We start from the raw sequence: 18,486 nt of genomic DNA, 5'->3' as shown, positions 1-18,486 counted from the left end.
GTTGTTATAATGCATGTGTTAATTCCTTCTATCATTCAGGAATTAATAGCTTCCTTCTCGAGGTCCAGCTATAATACTACAGCACCGTCAATATTTGTAAAAACATAATCTCTTGTTTCTTGTTGATCTAATGCAGTTACTACTGTCTTATTTTCAATATTTACAACTAGTGCAATGTTATCAATTAAAACCAATGATTCCTTAATACCTTTTTCCTCTGCTTTACTTATACCATTTTGAATTTTTAGAATTTGTTCGTCAGTAAGCTTTATATTTCTAGAATCTAATCGCATATTTGCATGCTTTGAAAATTTTATAGGTTCTTTTTCTTGTAGCTTCTGCTGTAAAATACTTCCAAAACTTGATGTAGGTAAATTGTTGGGTTTGTTTACTTTCGTACTAGCTAAGTGTTCGCTTTGTACTTGTTGTATAGAGGGAATTGGTCTATTTTGAATATTCATTTTTGACCCTCCTTGTCATTTTCTAATCCAATTGAATTCTTCTTCATCTTATACTCTAAAGTTACTTATGAAGGAACTTATGGGGTTTCGGTTTCGGTTTCAGTTTCGGTTTCGGTTTCAGTTTCTGGCAATAGTTTTTTAAGCTGTTCTTGAATAGCTTTTAAAGCTTCATTTACTTTGTTTAAAGATTCTATTGATGCTGAATCAAAGTCTACATAGGTTACTTTTGTAACTTGATCAAGTGCAATTTCTTTTCCATCAACTAGCAAATAGGTTTTACCTGCTTTTAAATTTACTGCATCTACAAACCCTTTTACTTCTGTTGATTGAAGAGTAGTTTCATTAATGATTGTTCCTTCGACTACTTTACCTATCAAATCATATCCTTGAGACATTTGTGAACTGGTGTTTAAGTTTTGCATTTGCTCTAAGGATGAAAACTGTGCCATCTGGGCTAAAAAATCTTTATCACTTGTTGGATTTAATGGATCTTGATATCTCATTTGAGTAACAAGTAGGTTTAAAAATGCGTCTTTGCCTAAGTCGTTTCCTTTTGTGCTTGCATTGTTAGTTACACCATATTTCTCCATTATTTTTTGGGTTGCTGAGCTTACTTCTGACATCTCTTCACCTTCCTTATGCTGAATAATCAACTGAGTGTTCCTCTTCTTCTAAACCGGTGCTTCTAAGTGGTTCATCTACATCTTGTAATTTAGGATCAAAGCTTTGGGAAACGCCTTCGATGCTTCTTCGTCTTTTTCCTTTAGTGAACTGATTCGAATTATTTTCTTGGTCGCTTTTGTTAAAAAATTGATTTGTGCTGCCAATAACGACTTTGATTTCATCTAACTTAATGCCTTGTTGTTCTAAGTTGGTCCTTAAACTAGCTAAATTTTGTTCGATTACTTCTCTAACACTATTATTTTCAGCTACAATATGACCAGTCATCATACCGTTTTCACTTCTAACTGAAAAAGCAACTTTTCCTAAATTTTCTGGCTGTAATTGCAAAAAGATTGTCTTAGCATCATTTGTTATCGAGAGTTTTACTTGGGTTGTAATTTGAGTAAGTATATCTTTGACAGTTGTTTCTTGATGGACAATTTCTTCAATACCGTTTGCTGTAACCACTTCAAATTTGTGAGCGACTGTATGAGATAGTACATTGTTAAAATGGTTTTCAAAGCTATTATTGCGATTGCCTTGATCACTTTTGTTATCACTGTTGTTGCTTTCTACTTTCACTTCAAGTGGCTTAGCTTCTACAGTACTATCTACTGATTTTTCCACTTTAGTTCTTGCATCCTCAACTTCAACTTTTACATTGTTCTTTGATGATTGTACATTAGCTGTTTGACTTTGAGCTTCGACACTTATAGCTTTGCTTGTATCTTCACTCGTATCCAAACTTATTTCATCAGTAACATTAATAATAGGTTCTTTACTTGCTCCATTATCTTTTAATGGAAGTGCTGTACTATTCTTTAGGTATTCTGTAATCGCTTTTTGTAAATCCACAAAATTGATTGCTTCTTCGTTTAAAATTTGACTTAATTCCTGCTTGATGTCTTTAAAAGCACTAAAGGCTTCTTCATTGGTAAGTAGCTCTACTTGATTTGTTGTTCCAAAAAGTTCATTAACTACCGTTTGTATTCCTTGATTTGAAAACAAATCTATAAAGCTCATATTAAGAGTAGACATGATCTCATTTAAATCTTCTTCAGAAATACCTAACTTTTTAGCTACTTGCTTAAGAACCTTTTGTTCTACTGCTTTGACATCAATGCTTTTTGTGGTTGTAGGCTCACTTTGATTGGTTTGCTCGGCTTTTGTTGTTCCTTTGTATTCACTCTTCTGAATTTCAGTGTCTTGATGCCCTAATTTAGTAGTGCTTTCAAGTTTTTTAGTTTTCATTGAGCTTTCAAGGATTGAATCAAAGCCGTTAGAAGTTGTCTTTTCTTTTTGTCCAAAGTTTTTACTCATGTTAGTTGCAACCCTGCTTACTGCAACTGAGTTCATCATATTCCTCCTTTCTCATTATTTAATTATTATCAGGATACATATATCTTGAAATCTTATCTGCTACGATTGAATCCATAGCAGCTAAAATTGCTCCTGCCTGAGAAGGCTCTAATTGCAATAAAATCTGTGCTGCCATATCAATATCTTTGCTGATTGTTTCTTCTAATATTGCAGCAGCATTTTTTGGTTTCATTTCTTCATACATTTTTGCTATTTCAGCAATCTCTTCATTTAATTGCTTTTCTTTGACTAAACTTTCATAGATTTCTAATGCATTTTCTGGGTAAGCTTTTTCTATAAAGGTCATGTACGCTTCAGGTGCAGCTTTTTGCGATACAAGCAAGTCAAATTCATCTTTGTCTTTTTTAAACTGTACTTGCTCCGCTTCAAAAACTTTTAATCGCTCTATTTCAGTCTTATTGAGATTAATAGTCTCAATTAGTTTTTCGGCTTCTTTTTCCTTTTCCTTTAGCAAAATTTCAGTAGCTTTTAATCTTTCTACTGCTTGATCAATCGTTTCAAAATTATAGGAAGTAATATCATTATTTTCAATTGCTTCTTCCATCTCTGGCAATATAAGATTAAGCACTGGAACATCTTTTAATTTTGGTCCAATCACCTTAGATCCAAGCCCACCAACATCTAATTTCACTAGCAATATAAATGCACCTATGAATACGAAAAGAACAATAAACAGCATAAGTATCTTTCCGCTTCCTTTGTCCTTATCATTTGATTTACCTACTTTGGGCTGTTTATCAGCAGGAGGTATTTTCTCTTTTGGTGGCTTTTTCGCCTTAGGAGGTTTCTTCGCCTTAGGAGCCTTTTTCGCCTTTGGTGGCTTTTTTTCCTTAGAAGACTTATTGTTTTTATCCGGCGTTGCGTCATCTTCAAGCTCTTGTGTCTCTCGCATTTTTTTACCTCCTGATTATTGTGTTGTAGATTTGATTAATTGATTGTAACTATTCAATTCATCAGTTTGCTTGTTATTCTGCGCTTGTTCTTCTAACAAATGATTTTCAAGTGCTAATTCTTTAAGCTTTTCGTAGGTCTTTTTCTCAATCAATGCTTTATTTAATGCTTCTCTTTTCATCTCAACCATTTCTTTTGCTTCATTAATAATATTTTTTTGAAACTGAATAGCATCTTTATAATATTTAATATATCCGTTAAGTTCTATAAGCTCTTTTGCCAAAACACTTTTTCCGTTTTTTTCATTAAAGGTTTGAATATGTAGATTTAGAGCATCTTTATGCGCGCTAAATATTTCTTCCTGTTTCGCAAGATAAATCATTGCATTTCCTAGTTCAATCTTTTTTTGTTCTTCGATTTTTTCTTTAATACCCAAAACATTTTGAAGCTTAAAAGTAAATCTTCCCATATTCTATCATCACCCTAGCTTTCAAATATGCTCTTGAGGAGCTCTATTTCATCATTAAGCTCAAATTTCTCATCGGTTTCTTGTCGAAGATATTCTTTCACTTCTTTATTTTTAGAAATTGCATAATCAATTTCGCTATTACTTCCTTTAGAATATGCTCCAATATTAATAAGATCTTCCGCATCAGAATAAATGGCCAAAGAAGCTTTGAGTTGATTAGCAGCCTTCTTATGCTCACTTGATACAACCTCTGGCATAACCCTTGAAACACTTTGCAAAATATCTATAGCAGGGTAATGGTTTTTGTTTGCAAGCTTTCTTGACAATACAATATGTCCATCTAATATACCTCTGGCAGTATCAGTAATAGGCTCATTCATATCATCTCCATCAACAAGTACAGTATATAATGCTGTAATAGAACCTTTCTCTGAATTGCCCGCACGTTCAAGTAGCTTTGGCATTACTGAAAAAACAGATGGAGTATAACCTCTACTTACTGGTGGCTCTCCAATTGCTAAGCCAATCTCTCTTTGTGCCATGGAAAACCTTGTTAAGGAATCCATCATAAACAATACATCATTTCCTTGATCTCTAAAATACTCTGCTATAGCTGTCGCAGTTTTAGCAGCTTTTTGTCTAATGAGTGCTGGCTTATCCGAGGTTGCAACAATTACAACCGACCTCTTCAATCCTTCTTCACCTAAATCTCGTTCTATAAATTCTCTAACTTCTCTTCCACGCTCTCCAATCAATGCAATTACATTTATATCTGCCGAGGTATTTCTTGCAATCATACCCATTAATGTACTTTTTCCAACCCCACTACCAGCAAATACACCTACTCTTTGTCCTTTTCCAATCGTTAACAACCCATCAATAGCCTTGACTCCGATAGGTAGTGGCTCAGAAATTCTATTTCTTGTCAGGGGATCGGGAGAATCATTTTCAATGTTATACAAAGTATTGGAATAAATTGGTCCTAAGTTATCCATAGGTTTCCCTAAGCCATCTAATATTCTACCCAGCAGATCCTTACTTACAGATACTTGAAGAGAGTGACCAAGCGCCTCAACTGTACTATTTAAACCAATCCCAGTTAATTCACCTAAGGGCATAAGCAATATTTTGTTTTCTCTAAAGCCAACAACTTCAGCAAATACCGATACACCGTCAGAAACTATTCTACAAACCTCGCCCATATTTACATTAGGACCTAGAGATTCTACCGTAAGGCCAACAATTTTAGTGACCTTTCCTATATGCTTAATATAGGACTTTGAAAACAAGTCTTCATATATAGTAAAGTCAAATTTTTTCATTTTTATCACCTAAATCTATTGGTGTATTTGAGCTATAGCTTTTTTCTATAAGCTCTAGCTGTCTAAGAAGTCCATCCATTCTTTCATTTAAGCTACAATTTATGCTACCCAGTGAGGTTTCAATAATACAATCATTTTTATTGAGTTTATTATCCTTTAAAATCTCAAATCTTAATTTATCACTTAAGTTTTCTACGATTTTATCTTTGTTATGTATTACTTCATCATAATCATCTGATGATACTTTAATAATTAGATCTCCATATAAATCAACTTCCTCTAATCCTAACTTTATTAAAAATAAAATAATCTCTGGTTCAATTTTTTGTATACCAATCATATTTAGAACAAGCCTCTGAATTATTTCGGCTACCTTGGGTTGCATTTTATGAATGGAATTTTTTCTATCTTGCGTTGCTGCTTCTATTTCTTCTTTTAATTTCTGTCTTAACTTTAGTTCTTCCTTAAGTGCTTGTTTTTTTCCTGCCTTAAAACCTTCATCATAACCTTTGGTATTGGCCTCCGCTTCAATTGAAACAGCAGCCTCCTTTGCACCTTCAAGGATTTCTTCAGCTTGTTTCATTACATCCTCTATTACATCATTTTGGGGTAATCCTGGATGATTATATTGTTCTTCGTACTGGTCTTCTTCATGTTGGTCTTGTTCATAATGTTCATCTTCATATTGGTCTTCACTTGCGTCATCCGACCGATACAAATCTCTATTAATTTGGAATCCATCATCAACCCCATCTTGATGATGTTGTACATTAAAATTAGGATTAATGATTTTTGCATCGTTATTTTGAATAACTTCAATAGTCTTTTTTTGTTCTGATAACGAAATAAATGACGATTTGATAATACTAGACAATTATCTCGTCACCTCCGCCTCTTGAAATAACGATTTCACCAGCATCTTCAAGCTTTCTAATGATATTAACAATTTTTTGCTGAGCTTCCTCAACATCCTTCAAACGTACAGGTCCCATATAATCCATATCTTCCTTGATCATAGTCGCCAAACGCTTTGATAAATTGTTGAATATAACATTTTGCACTTCTTCTCCTGAACCTTTGAGTGCAATTGCTAAATCGTTATTATCCACTTCTCTAAGAACCCTCTGAATAGATCTATCATCAAGGGACATAATATCTTCAAATACGAACATCTTCTTCTTGATTTCTTCAGCAAGTTCTGTATCTTCAATTTCAAGTGTTTCCATAATATGTTTTTCTGTACTTCTATCTACAGAGTTCAAGATTTGTACTATAGCATCTACGCCACCAACAATTGTGTAATCTTGTGTAACGAGAGAGGATAGCTTTCTTTCTAAGATGTCCTCAACATCCTTAACAACATCTGGCGAAGTTCTATCCATCTGCGCAATTCTTCTAGCAACATCTGCTTGCTTCTCTTGCGGTAATGCTGCAAGTACCATAGCAGATTGAGTAGGATTTAAATAAGATAGTATTAATGCAATTGTTTGATTATGTTCATCTTGAATAAAGTTAAGCAATTGTCCAGCATCTGTTTTTCTAACAAATTCAAATGGACGAACTTGTAGAGAAGCAGTTAATCGTCCGATAACTTCTATCGCTTTATCCGCTCCTAAGGCTTTTTCAAGTAAATCCTTAGCATAACCAATACCGCCTTCAGCAATATACTGTTGTGCTAAACATATATCATAAAATTCTTGTAATACCTTCTCTTTTTCCTTAGGAGATACACTTCTTGTATTTGCAATCTCAAGTGTAAGCTGTTCAATTTCTTCTTCTTTTAGGTGCTTAAATATGAGCGCTGATTTTTCAGGGCCTAATGCAATTAACAGTATTGATGCCTTTTGAACACCTTTCATAACACCTTTATCTGACGCCATTTAATCACTCCCAATCTTCATTCAGCCAGTTCCTTAATAATAAAGCAACTGCGTCTGGATTATCTTGCACAAATTTCTCTATCTGAATTCTAGTTTCTGACTTGCCGTCAAATTCTATAGATTCTAATTCTTGTTTGCTCTTTGTTGAAACTAGTAAATCTTCTACTGATAATTCTGGTTCAACTTCAGTGATTTCAACTGGATTGGTTCCTTTATATACTGCATATCCTAACAATCCAATAAGAATTACAATGATAAGCACTGGTATGTAATTTAAAATCGGATTTGCTTCTACTTCTTTTTCAATAAAAACCGGATTACTATAAGCCATTACTGCAACATTATCAATCTTTGCAGATGTTTTGACTAAATTAATAATCTCTGGATCTAATTCATCAATTTTAGTTCTTACATCATTTTGAGCCTTGAATTCATCCCAAGTTAAACCACCTAAAGCATCCTGACTTTCCAGAATAGCTTGATCATATTTAACAAATTTATTTAATATTACTGTTACTGTAGAATCTGAATATACAATGTTTCCAATATTTTTCGTTTCAGATGTAACAGTTTTACTTGGCGCATACTCTGTTTCCTTGACAGTATTCGTACTATTTGAGTTCGAACCATTATCTATCATTACATCAGTAGGATCTTCACCGTTTGTATCTGTACCAGGTGCCCCTGCTGCTTCTGTATTGGTTCCTTCTGATTCACTTTCGTATTGGTGAGTAATAACTCCTTTGTTTGTTCCGTTGATGCCAGTAACTTGCTCAGAAACAGATGACAATTCATCGAAATTAATTGCCAAATCTACCGAAACTGTGGCATCATCAAATTCTCCTCCAGCCAATAATACACTTCTAAGCTTAGCCTCAACATTTAATTCTCTTGCAAACTCATAGTCAAGCTTGGAACCAATATTACCTGACATACTGGATTTTGATGAACCATCATATAACAGCTTGCCATTCGTAGACATAATAGAAATGCTTCCTTCTTCAAGGTTTGAAACTGCATTTTTCAGGAAGTTAACAATACCATTTACCTGATCCTCGTTTAGCTCTTGTTTCGTTTCAAGAATGACTGTTGCCGAGCTTTTTTTGGTCTCATCAAATATTGTTGTATCCTCTTTAGCAACGTCAAGCTTAACGTAAGCATTCTTAATTGAATCTAATGTTTCAATTTTATTATTTAACTCTTCTTCAAAGGCTAATTGAAATTTAATTTGTTTTTCATTTGTGGTGGTGGTTAACGAATTTGAAAGGGCTTCATCCCAAGTCATTTCTGCATCAGAGAGAACACCTAACTCTTCAGTCAGTAAAGTAACATCCTTCTTTCTCTTAGAATCAACATAAATCGTCGTTGCATCTTCACTTATTTCATATTCAATTGCTTCTTCATCTAAAACCGCTTTAATCTGATTCATTTTATCAGGTTCAATACCTGATGCATACTTCGTCATTGTGGGCTGACTTAACACAAACACCAAAATGCCTAGAGCAACGGCGGACACTACCAGAGCCACAATGATTTGAATTTTACTTTTTAATTTTAAACTGTTCCAAAAAGTAGTTATTTGTCCAGTTATTTTACGGATAAATTCAGGCATATTGCCACTCCTTTATAGTGATCTTGCTTTTTTATGTAATCAAGAAAATCGGCTTCGCAGCGTTAAATAACATTGTTATTTATACGCAGTGTTAAACAACACTTGTTGCCCATCTGCCGCTTTTCCAATTGCATATGCGGAACTTTCCTTGTCAATCAAAAACATTATAGCTGCATTCTCATTATTTCATTGTACGCATCCATAACAGCATTTTTCATTTTAACGGTATATTGTAATGCAATGTTTGCTTTTTCTTGAGCAATCATTACATCATGTATATTATCTATTTTTCCTAGAGCAAAATCCATACTTTTTTGTTCAGCTGTTTTTTGAAGTTGATTGGTTTCGTCTAGCATACCAATCGCTGATTTATAGAGTTCATCAAACGCTACGTTATTACTTTTTGGTCCAGCACTTCCAGGTAGAACAATATTTCCGATTTTTGATAATTCTTGTACATTCAAAGCCATGATTTATCACTCCTTTAAAACTATCTGCCAATTTCTAGTGCCTTAGAAAGCATAGATTTGTTTGAATTAAATGCAGTAACATTAGCTTCATAGGACCTATTTGCAGAAATAAGATTGGTCATCTCTTCTAACGAATTCACATTAGGCATTAAAACATATCCTTCTTTGTTCGCATCAGGATGAGTAGGGTCATAAAGAGATATAAAAGGAGATTTATCTTCTGCTATTTTTTTCACTTTTACTCCGCCAACCTTTGAATACTCTCCCAAATATTGATTGAGCATGTTAGAAAAATTCTTCTGCGTACTAATTTCTTCAAACACAGCTATCTTTCTTCTATAGGGGCCACTACCATTATCTCCTCGTGTTGTATTGATATTTGCTATATTTTGAGATATGGTATCCATTCTAAGTCTTTGAGCAGTCATACCAGTTGCACTTACATTCATTGTATTAAATACCGACATGTTTCCTACCTCCAATCAAACTATCTATCTAATACCATTTTTAATCTATTAAAGTTGTAATTGACTTGACTAATTAATGTGTTATATTTTATTTGATTTTGTGCCAAATATCCCATTTCCGTATCAATATCCACGTTATTACCATCAATCCTATAGTCTAAATTTGTATTTACTTCTATGACCTTTGGGAACACTCTAGACAACGAATCAGGTTTGATTTTCCCATGCGAATCAATTGCTTGCTGTAAATAAGATTCAAAAACTACATCTTTTCTTCTATATCCAGGAGTATCAACGTTAGCTATGTTATTGGTAATTGCTTCTCCTTTTAACGATGAAGCATCTAGGGCCTTTGATAATACATCTGTATTGTTATGCATTCTCATAAAATCACCTGCTTTCAATTCAAAAACGAATTGGTTTTAAATTTCGAACAATTCAATTATTATTCGTCAATTTATTACTATATCCACTATATATTGTATCAGCTTACGAGAAAATGTACAATATATACTTTTAAAAAAAACAAAATATTTTATTCAATTTGTATAACTTTGTAATAAAAACCATTTTATTGAATTATTAATTTTGTTTGATATTATTCTTGTTCAAAAACGAGAATTATGTCAACCTAAAGAATTACAAGCTTTTCTCTTCGAATAAACCAAAAAGGAAGTGAAAAACACTCCCTTTTTTTATATCAATCCATTTATTACATCCTCAAATTTTATCCAATTCTTCCAGTAATACTTCGTTAAGAATTTTTATATATGTACCTTTCATTCCTAACGATCTGGATTCAATAACCCCTGCACTTTCAAATTTACGTAGAGCATTCACAATTACAGATCTTGTAATACCTACCTTATCTGCAATCTTGCTTGCAACTAAAATTCCTTCTTTACCTGTAAGCTCATTAAATATATGCTTAATAGCTTCTTGTTCTGAAAAGGATAGTGTACCAATTGCAGATTTCACAATGGCTGTTTTCCTTGTTTCTTCAGAATTTTCATCATTTATAGATCGCATAATTTCAAGCCCAACTACCGTAGCACCATATTCCCCAAGAATAATGTCTTCTATATGATAGTTTTTTGTTTGTCTATATAAGAATAATGTTCCTAATCTTTCTCCTGCGATGTCAATTGGTACAACCATGCCCACAATTTTATTGGTTGTAACCTCATTCGTAAATCCCAATGTTTCCAAATTGATATTTTCTTTGGTGGAAAGAATGTTTAAGATCCTGTCACTGAGCTTATCGTCAATAAATGTGCCCATGTTATCAGTAAGTAACTCACGTACTTGAATAAATCCCTTTATTTCATGTATAGCTAGTAATTTACCCTTTTTACTAAGAACAAGTACATTTGAATTCAATATTTCGCTCATAACCTCACAAATATCCGTGAAAATCACTCTCTGCGTTCCAGTTTTTTGTAATAACCTGTTAATTTTCCTTGTCCGATCTAATAATTGAACGCTCACTTTGATGCATCCCTCCTACATTACCATTGACTTACAATACAATTTCATTATAGTACATATTTTTTCAGATAACAAGCTGTTTTTCGAAATTCTAACACTTTCCTTAAACTTTCGACACTACGTTTTTACAATCTTCATTAATACACATTAAATTTTTACCTTTTTCAATCATGATTGATCCACAAATATTACATTTTTCTGATGTAGGCTTATTCCACGTCATAAAATCTCCGCTCTCACATCCATAATACCTACGTCCTTTCTTCGTCTTTTTCACTAAAATATCTGCGCCACAATTAGGGCAAAGAACATCATCTATTTTTTCAAAAATTGGCTTTGCATTTCTACATTCCGGAAATCCAGGACAAGCTAGAAATTTACCAAATTTTCCGATCTTAATTACCATATTCCTTCCACACTTGTCACAAAGAACGTCTGATACCTCATCTTTTATTTCTATCTTCCCAATTTCTACCTCTGCTTTATCTACTGTTTCGCTAAAATGAGGATAGAACTTTCTTATCACATTTTTCCATTCCATGTCACCTTCTTCAACATGATCTAATTGCTCTTCTAATGAAGCGGTAAAACCTACATCAACAATTTCGCTAAAATACTCTACGAGTATTTCACTTACTATTTCACCAAGTTCGGTAGGAAACAGTTGTTTAGCTTCTTTAGAAATATAATTCCTAGCAAGAATGGTAGTGATTGTTGGTGCATAAGTACTTGGTCGTCCCACACCGTTTTCTTCTAAGGTTTTTACCAAAGATGCCTCTGTGAACCTAGCTGGAGGTTGGGTAAAGTGTTGTTTATCATCTATTTCAACAAGCTTTAAGCTGGAATCAATATTAATATTTGTTATTTTTTGATCGTCCTCATCATCGCCTTCATTTTGTCCTTCTTCCTGATCGTCAATTTTGTATACTTTTAGAAAGCCATCAAAAGTTAAAACAGAAAGTGCTGCGGTAAATCTATATATATCAATATCAACCTTAACAGATTTGACATTGTATTTAGCTGGCATCATACGACTTGCAACATATCTACACCAAATTAATTTATATAGCTTGAATTGTTCCTTAGATAAAGAATCCTTTATTTGTTCAGGTTCAAGTTCAACATAAGTTGGGCGTATAGCTTCATGGGCATCTTGTACTTTTCTTTTCTTATCAGTAGCAGTATTGATCGGATTAGCCATATCACTACCATATTTATCACTTATATAACCAATGGCTGATTCATGTGCTTCATCAGCAATTCTTGTTGAATCTGTTCTCAAGTACGTAATTAATCCAATCGTTCCTTTGTCTTTAATTTCTATCCCTTCATATAATTGCTGTGCAATTCTCATTGTCTTTGAAGTAGAAAAATTAAGTTTTTTTGATCCTTCTTGTTGCATGGTACTTGTGATAAAAGGAGGTAACGGTTTTCTAATCCTTTCCTTTTCCTTAATATCAGAAATTGTACAATTCTTACCCTTAATCGCTTTTTCTATTTCTTGAACTTCTTCGATAGAGGATAATGCTTTCTTTTTATCACCAATACCATAAAAATGTGCTTTAAATTCATCTTTTGAAGTTTTATCTTTTAAAATAGCATCCAATGTCCAATACTCAACAGGAATAAATGCATTGATTTCTTCTTCTCTATCACAAATAATCTTTAAGGCTACTGATTGTACCCTCCCGGCGCTTAACCCCTTTTTAACTTTTTTCCAAAGCAATGGGCTAATTTTATAGCCTACGATTCTATCAAGTATTCTTCTTGCTTGCTGTGCATCAACCAAATCCATATCTATTTCTCTTGCATTTTTTATTGAGTTTTGTATCGCACTTTTTGTAATCTCATTAAAGGTAATTCTATAAGTTGTTTTACCTTCTAAATTCAATGCATGCATTAAATGCCAAGAGATTGCTTCACCTTCACGGTCAGGGTCAGTTGCGAGATAAACCTTACTTGCTTTTTTTACTTCCTTTCTTAGGGTTGCAAGTAATTCTCCTTTTCCACGAATGGTTATGTATTTTGGATCGAAGTCATTTTCAATATCAATACCCATTTGACTTTTTGGTAAATCTCTTACATGTCCCATGGAGGCTTCGATTTTATAATTGGCACCTAAAAATTTCTTTATTGTTTTTGCCTTTGCTGGAGATTCTACGATCACTAAGTTTTTTGCCATTGCTATCCTCCATTAAACCTTTTTTATAAAATACTTATTCGGCAATTGTTCAATCATGCCTTTAAGTTCTAACTTTATTCACTATAATTGAACCTCATCTCTATTCATTGATATCCTTCTAAATAGTGTGTCCAAATGTATCGATTCAAAGCTGATACAAGAATATACCATTTTTTCCCCTTTTTCAAGTGTTTTTTCAAAAACAGTTTTATTTTCAACTGTTTTTTCCGTATACTCTATGTATTTCCTCTAATGTAGCTTCTATGTTTTGTGTTGATTTAAGTACGTATTATAAAGAATCTGTTCTTGCTTACTTTCCACTTCACTAATAAGAACATTGTTATTCTCTGCTAATTCTTTAGCTAAATATTCTGCCACTTTCTTCCCTTAAAATAGCATCCGCTTACGCTTACAATGCCATATCCTCAAGACCCGAGGTTATTCATTAAATACAAAACAATCTTACACACTTTTCACAAAGTATTTATTAGGTAATTGTTCAATAACTCCTTTCATTTCTAATTTAATCAACAAAAAATGAATAGCATCAATCCCCATAGGAAGTTGTCTAATGATTGTTTCTAGATGTACAGGTTCAAATTTAATACAGGAGCAAATCATCTTTTCCTCCTCATTGAGGGTGTTTGTAATATCCGTCGTGTTTTCTTTTGTTTTTACTGCCAATTCTATGTATTCCTCTAAAATATCCTCTATATCCGATACAGGCTTTGCTCCCATTTTAATCAACCTATTGGTGCCTTCACTCAAAGGATCAAATATTTTACCTGGTATAGCGAATACATCCTTGCCTTGTTCTAAAGCACAATCTGCTGTGATTAATGAACCGCTTTTAGCAGCAGCCTCTACAATTACAACTCCATCACATAGTCCACTAATGATCCTATTTCTCAATGGAAAATTACCTGCTATTGGAGGTGTATTTACCGGAGTTTCTGACAACACACATCCAGTATCAATTATTTGCTTCATCAATTGATAGTTCTCTTCTGGATAACAAATATTTACCCCACAGCCAAGTACCGCGACTGTCTTGCCACTTCCTAGAAGTGCACCCTTGTGCGCTGCTGCATCTATACCTCTTGCCAAACCACTTATAATGGCTATGTTATTTTCTGCTAACCTTTTAGCTAAATATTCTGCCACTTTTTTCCCGTAAGTAGAGCATTTTCTTGCTCCAACAATTGCTATTTTTATTTGTGCTTCTTCTAGTAAATTTCCTTTGGTGTAAATCACAAATGGTGGGTCATAAATGTTTTTTAATTGTTTAGGATATAATTTATGATTTATAGAATAAAACCGAATACCTGCAGCAATTAATTTCTTTTCAAAAGCTTCAACTCTTTCAATATTTCTTGAAGCTAACAAGTTTGTTAAATCATTCTTTCTAAAAAAAGAAAAGCTTTCACATATTTCCTTAATATCTTGATCAGTTGCTAAAAATACTCCTTGAGGTGATTTAAAACATTCTATGAGTGTATCTTTCTTTTTCCTACCTATTCCACTAATATTAGATAACCATAACCAATATAGTTCTTCATTCATCTTACTACTCCTTTAAATTATTATTTATAGCTCATTTAAATGATTACGCATTAATGAGACCAATACTTTCTATCTAACGTTCTATATTGAATTGCTTCCGCTATATGCTTCTCATTTATTGTTTCAGAAGAATTGAGATCAGCAATCGTTCTAGATACCTTTAGTATTCTGTGATATGCTCTTGCGCTCAATCCTAATTTTAAGAAGGCTTCCTTCAATAACTCCTCTGCTGGTTTCTCTACAAAGCAGTATTCATTTATCTGCGCTACTGAAAGACTCGAATTAAAATATGATGGGCTATTTTTCAATCGCTCTTTTTGAATGCTGTGTGCGCTTTTAACGCGTTCTCTTATGGCTTTTGAAGACTCCTGCATAAATGCTATATTTAAGTCTTTTAGGTCCAATTTAGAGGCCTCAACATGAAGATCTATTCTGTCAAGAAGTGGCCCCGATACTTTATTTAAATATCGCTTGATTTGTGGAGGCGTACAACTACACTTATCATGATCTGGGTAGAATCCACAAGGACAAGGATTCATAGAACAAATTAGCATGAAATTGGCAGGATACGTAAGCGTAGCATGTACACGAGATATCGTTACCTCTCCTTCCTCCAGCGGCTGCCGCAAAACTTCTAATACACTTTTTTGAAATTCTGGTAATTCATCTAGGAAAAGAACACCATTATGAGCAAGACTAATTTCTCCAGGATGAGGTATCCTGCCTCCCCCCGTAAGTGCCGAATTTGATATGATATGATGTGGTGACCTAAAAGGTCTTCTCGTTACTAAGGACTGGTTCTTTTTCATTAAACCAGCTACACTATACACTTTTGTAATTTCAATACTTTCCTCAAAAGTTAAATCCGGCAAGATACTTGGCACTCTTTTTGCCATCATGGTCTTTCCTGAGCCAGGAGGACCAATCATGATTACATTGTGCATGCCTGCAGCAGCAATTTCCAGTGCCCTTCTTACGTTTTCTTGACCTTTGATATCAGTAAAGTCAGCCTCGTCATAAAAAGGCCTTTCCCATTCAAATAATTCCTTTACGTTTATTTGCCTTGGAGCTATTACAAGCTCCATATTCAAGTATTTGATAACCTCTTCAAGTCTGTTTACTCCTATGATATCTATTCCTTCTACAACTGCAGCTTCTTCTGCGTTATCCACAGGTACAATGCAATGTTTAAAGCCTGCTTGAAATGCTGCATAAATCATAGGCAATATGCCTGTTACTCTCCTAACATCACCATTTAAGGATAACTCTCCTAGTATTAGTGTTTTTAACAAGGCTTCTTCATTTACAACCTCCATACAGGCTAATATTCCAACTGCGATTGGTAAATCGTAGGATGGTCCTTCCTTTCTAATATCAGCTGGTGCTAGATTGACTGTGATTCTTTTGTAAGGAAACGTAAGTGAAGAATTTTTTATTGAAGTTCTCACCCTCTCAATTGCTTCCTTGACAGCACTATCTGGCAATCCAACAAGATCGAATCTTGGAAAGCCATCTGATACATCAACCTCCACACTAACTAAATACCCGTTGATACCCATTAAGGCAGCACTGGTTACTTTTTTGTACATAATTAAATTTCCCCCTTGGACTTTTTATTTGATATAAATTGAATTTGTGAATTAGATATGATTTTAAAGTGATTGGGTAAAATGGAAGGAATGTAAATTGGTATCGAGTTAGAATTGTTTTGAAATAGAATTGTTTCTGAAATAGAATTGTTTCTGAAATATTACTCAGTATTAAAACTTTCGAAAAAGAAGCTTAAAATTAGCCTTAGAATAATTTGTTTAAGATAATGGATTAATACCATTTAAATATTTGTTGTAATGGGGTTGATAATTAAGAATAAAAATAACAAGACGGATAATTCAAATATAGAGTTTAAGAATAAATTACATTTAAAAGAAATGATTATACAAAATATTATAACATAGAATTTGTACAGTTCAATACAAATTTAAGGATTACTTAAATGAATTTATGGTCTTTAATATTTCTACATTCAGCTACGCCAGCTAACACTTGATACCTAAATAATTACCACCATTTTCCCACGCATCATTTGTAGCTACATTTACAAATGATGCGTGTTCAATAATAACAAATTCATGATTCTTCATAACTTCAAGCAATCTATATTACCTTACCTTTTAGCCCTCAATAAATCTCTAATTTCTTCAAGTAGTATCTCTTGCCTAGTTAGCTGCACGATAGGCTTTACGTCTTCCTTTTTCTTAATAAACCTATTCATTAATTTAACTACGATAAATACTGAAAATCCAATAATGAGAAAATTAACTATCGATTGAATAAACGCACCATATCTAATAGCTACAGTACTTGTCGGAATAATATACTCAAGATCTTCAAACTTCACCTTCCCAATAAGCATACCAAGTGGTGGCGTAATGATGTCCTCAACCAACGATGTGACAACCTTACCAAAGGTACTACCAATTAATAGACCAACTGCTAAATCAATAACATTTCCTCTTGAAATAAACTTCTTAAATTCTTCAATTAAATTCCTCATTTGATTACTCCTTAACTTCATTCGTATGATCTGTTTCGATTTTATATTTGACTATTTGGCTCTTTTTTCCACTTATGATTGATGCAGCGTATAAAATAACTGCTACCCAAATGAAGGCAAAGCTAATTTTGTGAATCGTTGTAAATGGTTCATTATAAACCAAAACACCTATCAACAACATCATGGTTGGTGCAATATATTGCAAAAAACCAACCGAGGATAAAGGAATTCTATGAGTTCCTTCAGAGAACAAATAAAGTGGAACAACTGTAACAACACCAGCAAATAGGATAAGTAGTACAACTTTAAGATCACCAACAAAAAGTTGATTTTCACCTTTATACCATAGAAATATACAATAAGCCATCATAATTGGAAGAATAATCATAACCTCTCCCATAAGACTTAAGATAGAGTCTAATCCATATATTTTCTTTAACAGTCCATATAATGCAAAAGTGGTAGCTAGTACAATTGAAATCCATGGAAAAACACCATAACTAAATGTCATATATGCAACACCACAAAACGCAAATATTAATGCCATAATTTGTAGCTTACTCATCTTTTCCTTTAAAACTACCATTCCTAATACAACACTGATCAATGGATTTATGTAATACCCAAGACTTGCTTGAACAACTTGGTTTGAATTAACTGCAACGATAAATAAGAACCAGTTAACTGTGAGTAAAGCGCCTGTTAGAATTAACGCTACTCTCGTTTTACGATCTTTCAAATATCCAAGAAATCCCTTTTTCTTCGAAATGAATATGATTACAAATAGAAAAACAAAAGAGCTTATAATTCTATTAGCAAGTATTTCCAAAGGAGTGCAACTTGCTAGCTGTTTCCAATATAGCGGTAGTATTCCCCATATTACATAAGATAATGTTGCCAATATATAACCTTTCATTTGATTGTTACCCTGATCCATACTATTCCTTCTTTCTGAATTACTATTTTTTCTATTGTAATATTTAAAATACTAGATGTCCATCTTTTTATTCATCCAAATCATTTAACTTGACCAATATACGCCTCTTCCTATACAATAAAGCTACTAATTATAAAAGGAGAATCC

Annotated in this window: 17 protein-coding genes and 1 pseudogene; all 18 read right to left on the bottom strand. The window is 33.3% G+C overall.

What is annotated here, in order from left to right:
* Window positions 1–68: 68 nt before the first annotated feature.
* The 18 genes and pseudogenes from CVU84_02610 to rarD all read right to left on the bottom strand — a co-directional run bounded on the left by CVU84_02610 (window position 69) and on the right by rarD (window position 18,339).
* Window positions 69–461, bottom strand: a complete 393-nt coding sequence (locus CVU84_02610; GenBank protein ID PKM95713.1) for a flagellar biosynthesis protein — start codon at window positions 459–461, stop codon at window positions 69–71.
* A 77-nt stretch (window positions 462–538) separates the two neighbouring features.
* A complete protein-coding gene (locus CVU84_02605) occupies window positions 539–1,084 on the bottom strand; it encodes a flagellar hook capping protein (GenBank protein ID PKM96108.1) in 546 nt (181 codons plus the stop codon).
* 13 nt (window positions 1,085–1,097) lie between these two features.
* Window positions 1,098–2,483 (bottom strand): hypothetical protein, encoded by a 1,386-nt coding sequence (locus tag CVU84_02600; protein ID PKM95712.1) that lies wholly within the window; start codon window positions 2,481–2,483, stop codon window positions 1,098–1,100.
* Window positions 2,484–3,261: 778 nt separating this feature from the next.
* Window positions 3,262–3,345: pseudogene (locus tag CVU84_02595) on the bottom strand (GIY-YIG nuclease family protein).
* 66 nt (window positions 3,346–3,411) lie between these two features.
* Window positions 3,412–3,864, bottom strand: coding sequence for a flagellar export protein FliJ (gene fliJ, locus CVU84_02590; protein PKM95711.1), 453 nt, complete (start codon window positions 3,862–3,864; stop codon window positions 3,412–3,414).
* A 14-nt stretch (window positions 3,865–3,878) separates the two neighbouring features.
* Window positions 3,879–5,186, bottom strand: a complete 1,308-nt coding sequence (locus CVU84_02585; GenBank protein PKM95710.1) for a hypothetical protein — start codon at window positions 5,184–5,186, stop codon at window positions 3,879–3,881.
* Window positions 5,173–6,060 carry a hypothetical protein gene (locus CVU84_02580; GenBank protein PKM95709.1) on the bottom strand — a complete coding sequence of 296 codons (888 nt, stop codon included), beginning with the start codon at window positions 6,058–6,060 and terminating at the stop codon, window positions 5,173–5,175. The genes CVU84_02585 and CVU84_02580 overlap by 14 nt, the downstream gene beginning before the upstream one ends.
* Window positions 6,053–7,066 (bottom strand): flagellar motor switch protein FliG, encoded by a 1,014-nt coding sequence (locus tag CVU84_02575; GenBank protein ID PKM95708.1) that lies wholly within the window; start codon window positions 7,064–7,066, stop codon window positions 6,053–6,055. The genes CVU84_02580 and CVU84_02575 overlap by 8 nt, the downstream gene beginning before the upstream one ends.
* 4 nt (window positions 7,067–7,070) lie before the next feature.
* Window positions 7,071–8,678, bottom strand: coding sequence for a hypothetical protein (locus tag CVU84_02570; GenBank protein ID PKM95707.1), 1,608 nt, complete (start codon window positions 8,676–8,678; stop codon window positions 7,071–7,073).
* Between the two features lie 164 nt (window positions 8,679–8,842).
* On the bottom strand, window positions 8,843–9,148 hold the full coding sequence (locus CVU84_02565) for a flagellar hook-basal body complex protein FliE (GenBank protein PKM95706.1): 306 nt from the start codon (window positions 9,146–9,148) through the stop codon (window positions 8,843–8,845).
* 20 nt (window positions 9,149–9,168) lie between these two features.
* Entirely contained in the window at window positions 9,169–9,615 is a 447-nt protein-coding gene (locus CVU84_02560; protein PKM95705.1) for a flagellar basal body rod protein FlgC, read from the bottom strand.
* A 20-nt stretch (window positions 9,616–9,635) separates the two neighbouring features.
* Window positions 9,636–10,001 (bottom strand): flagellar basal body rod protein FlgB, encoded by a 366-nt coding sequence (flgB, locus tag CVU84_02555; protein PKM95704.1) that lies wholly within the window; start codon window positions 9,999–10,001, stop codon window positions 9,636–9,638.
* Window positions 10,002–10,335: 334 nt separating this feature from the next.
* Entirely contained in the window at window positions 10,336–11,103 is a 768-nt protein-coding gene (locus CVU84_02550; GenBank protein PKM95703.1) for a GTP-sensing pleiotropic transcriptional regulator CodY, read from the bottom strand.
* Window positions 11,104–11,206: 103 nt separating this feature from the next.
* The gene (locus tag CVU84_02545; protein PKM95702.1) at window positions 11,207–13,285 is read right to left on the bottom strand and encodes a type I DNA topoisomerase; all 2,079 of its coding nucleotides are present in this window, start codon (window positions 13,283–13,285) and stop codon (window positions 11,207–11,209) included.
* A 462-nt stretch (window positions 13,286–13,747) separates the two neighbouring features.
* Window positions 13,748–14,848, bottom strand: a complete 1,101-nt coding sequence (gene dprA / locus CVU84_02540; GenBank protein ID PKM95701.1) for a DNA-protecting protein DprA — start codon at window positions 14,846–14,848, stop codon at window positions 13,748–13,750.
* Window positions 14,849–14,898: 50 nt separating this feature from the next.
* Window positions 14,899–16,437 (bottom strand): magnesium chelatase, encoded by a 1,539-nt coding sequence (locus tag CVU84_02535; GenBank protein PKM95700.1) that lies wholly within the window; start codon window positions 16,435–16,437, stop codon window positions 14,899–14,901.
* A 575-nt stretch (window positions 16,438–17,012) separates the two neighbouring features.
* On the bottom strand, window positions 17,013–17,402 hold the full coding sequence (locus CVU84_02530; GenBank protein ID PKM95699.1) for a large conductance mechanosensitive channel protein MscL: 390 nt from the start codon (window positions 17,400–17,402) through the stop codon (window positions 17,013–17,015).
* Window positions 17,403–17,406: 4 nt separating this feature from the next.
* Window positions 17,407–18,339, bottom strand: coding sequence for an EamA family transporter RarD (rarD, locus tag CVU84_02525; GenBank protein PKM95698.1), 933 nt, complete (start codon window positions 18,337–18,339; stop codon window positions 17,407–17,409).
* Window positions 18,340–18,486 lie beyond the last annotated feature (147 nt).

Source organism: Firmicutes bacterium HGW-Firmicutes-1 (assembly GCA_002841625.1).
Lineage (GTDB): Bacteria > Bacillota > Clostridia > Lachnospirales > Vallitaleaceae > HGW-1.
The sequence above is the reverse complement of the archived record's forward strand: the minus strand, read 5'-3'. Positions and strand labels throughout refer to the sequence as shown.

Bases quoted from the DNA above. Each gene is read 5' to 3' on its own strand.
- CVU84_02570 (PKM95707.1), bottom strand. From the start codon at position 8,678: ATGCCTGAATTTATCCGTAAAATAACTGGACAAATAACTACTTTTTGG.
- CVU84_02535 (PKM95700.1), bottom strand. From the start codon at position 16,437: ATGTACAAAAAAGTAACCAGTGCTGCCTTAATGGGTATCAACGGGTAT.
- CVU84_02545 (PKM95702.1), bottom strand. From the start codon at position 13,285: ATGGCAAAAAACTTAGTGATCGTAGAATCTCCAGCAAAGGCAAAAACA.
- CVU84_02610 (PKM95713.1), bottom strand. From the start codon at position 461: ATGAATATTCAAAATAGACCAATTCCCTCTATACAACAAGTACAAAGC.
- CVU84_02560 (PKM95705.1), bottom strand. From the start codon at position 9,615: ATGTCGGTATTTAATACAATGAATGTAAGTGCAACTGGTATGACTGCT.
- CVU84_02605 (PKM96108.1), bottom strand. From the start codon at position 1,084: ATGTCAGAAGTAAGCTCAGCAACCCAAAAAATAATGGAGAAATATGGT.
- CVU84_02585 (PKM95710.1), bottom strand. From the start codon at position 5,186: ATGAAAAAATTTGACTTTACTATATATGAAGACTTGTTTTCAAAGTCC.
- flgB (PKM95704.1), bottom strand. From the start codon at position 10,001: ATGAGAATGCATAACAATACAGATGTATTATCAAAGGCCCTAGATGCT.
- CVU84_02530 (PKM95699.1), bottom strand. From the start codon at position 17,402: ATGAGGAATTTAATTGAAGAATTTAAGAAGTTTATTTCAAGAGGAAAT.
- rarD (PKM95698.1), bottom strand. From the start codon at position 18,339: ATGGATCAGGGTAACAATCAAATGAAAGGTTATATATTGGCAACATTA.
- fliJ (PKM95711.1), bottom strand. From the start codon at position 3,864: ATGGGAAGATTTACTTTTAAGCTTCAAAATGTTTTGGGTATTAAAGAA.
- dprA (PKM95701.1), bottom strand. From the start codon at position 14,848: ATGAATGAAGAACTATATTGGTTATGGTTATCTAATATTAGTGGAATA.
- CVU84_02600 (PKM95712.1), bottom strand. From the start codon at position 2,483: ATGATGAACTCAGTTGCAGTAAGCAGGGTTGCAACTAACATGAGTAAA.
- CVU84_02565 (PKM95706.1), bottom strand. From the start codon at position 9,148: ATGGCTTTGAATGTACAAGAATTATCAAAAATCGGAAATATTGTTCTA.
- CVU84_02575 (PKM95708.1), bottom strand. From the start codon at position 7,066: ATGGCGTCAGATAAAGGTGTTATGAAAGGTGTTCAAAAGGCATCAATA.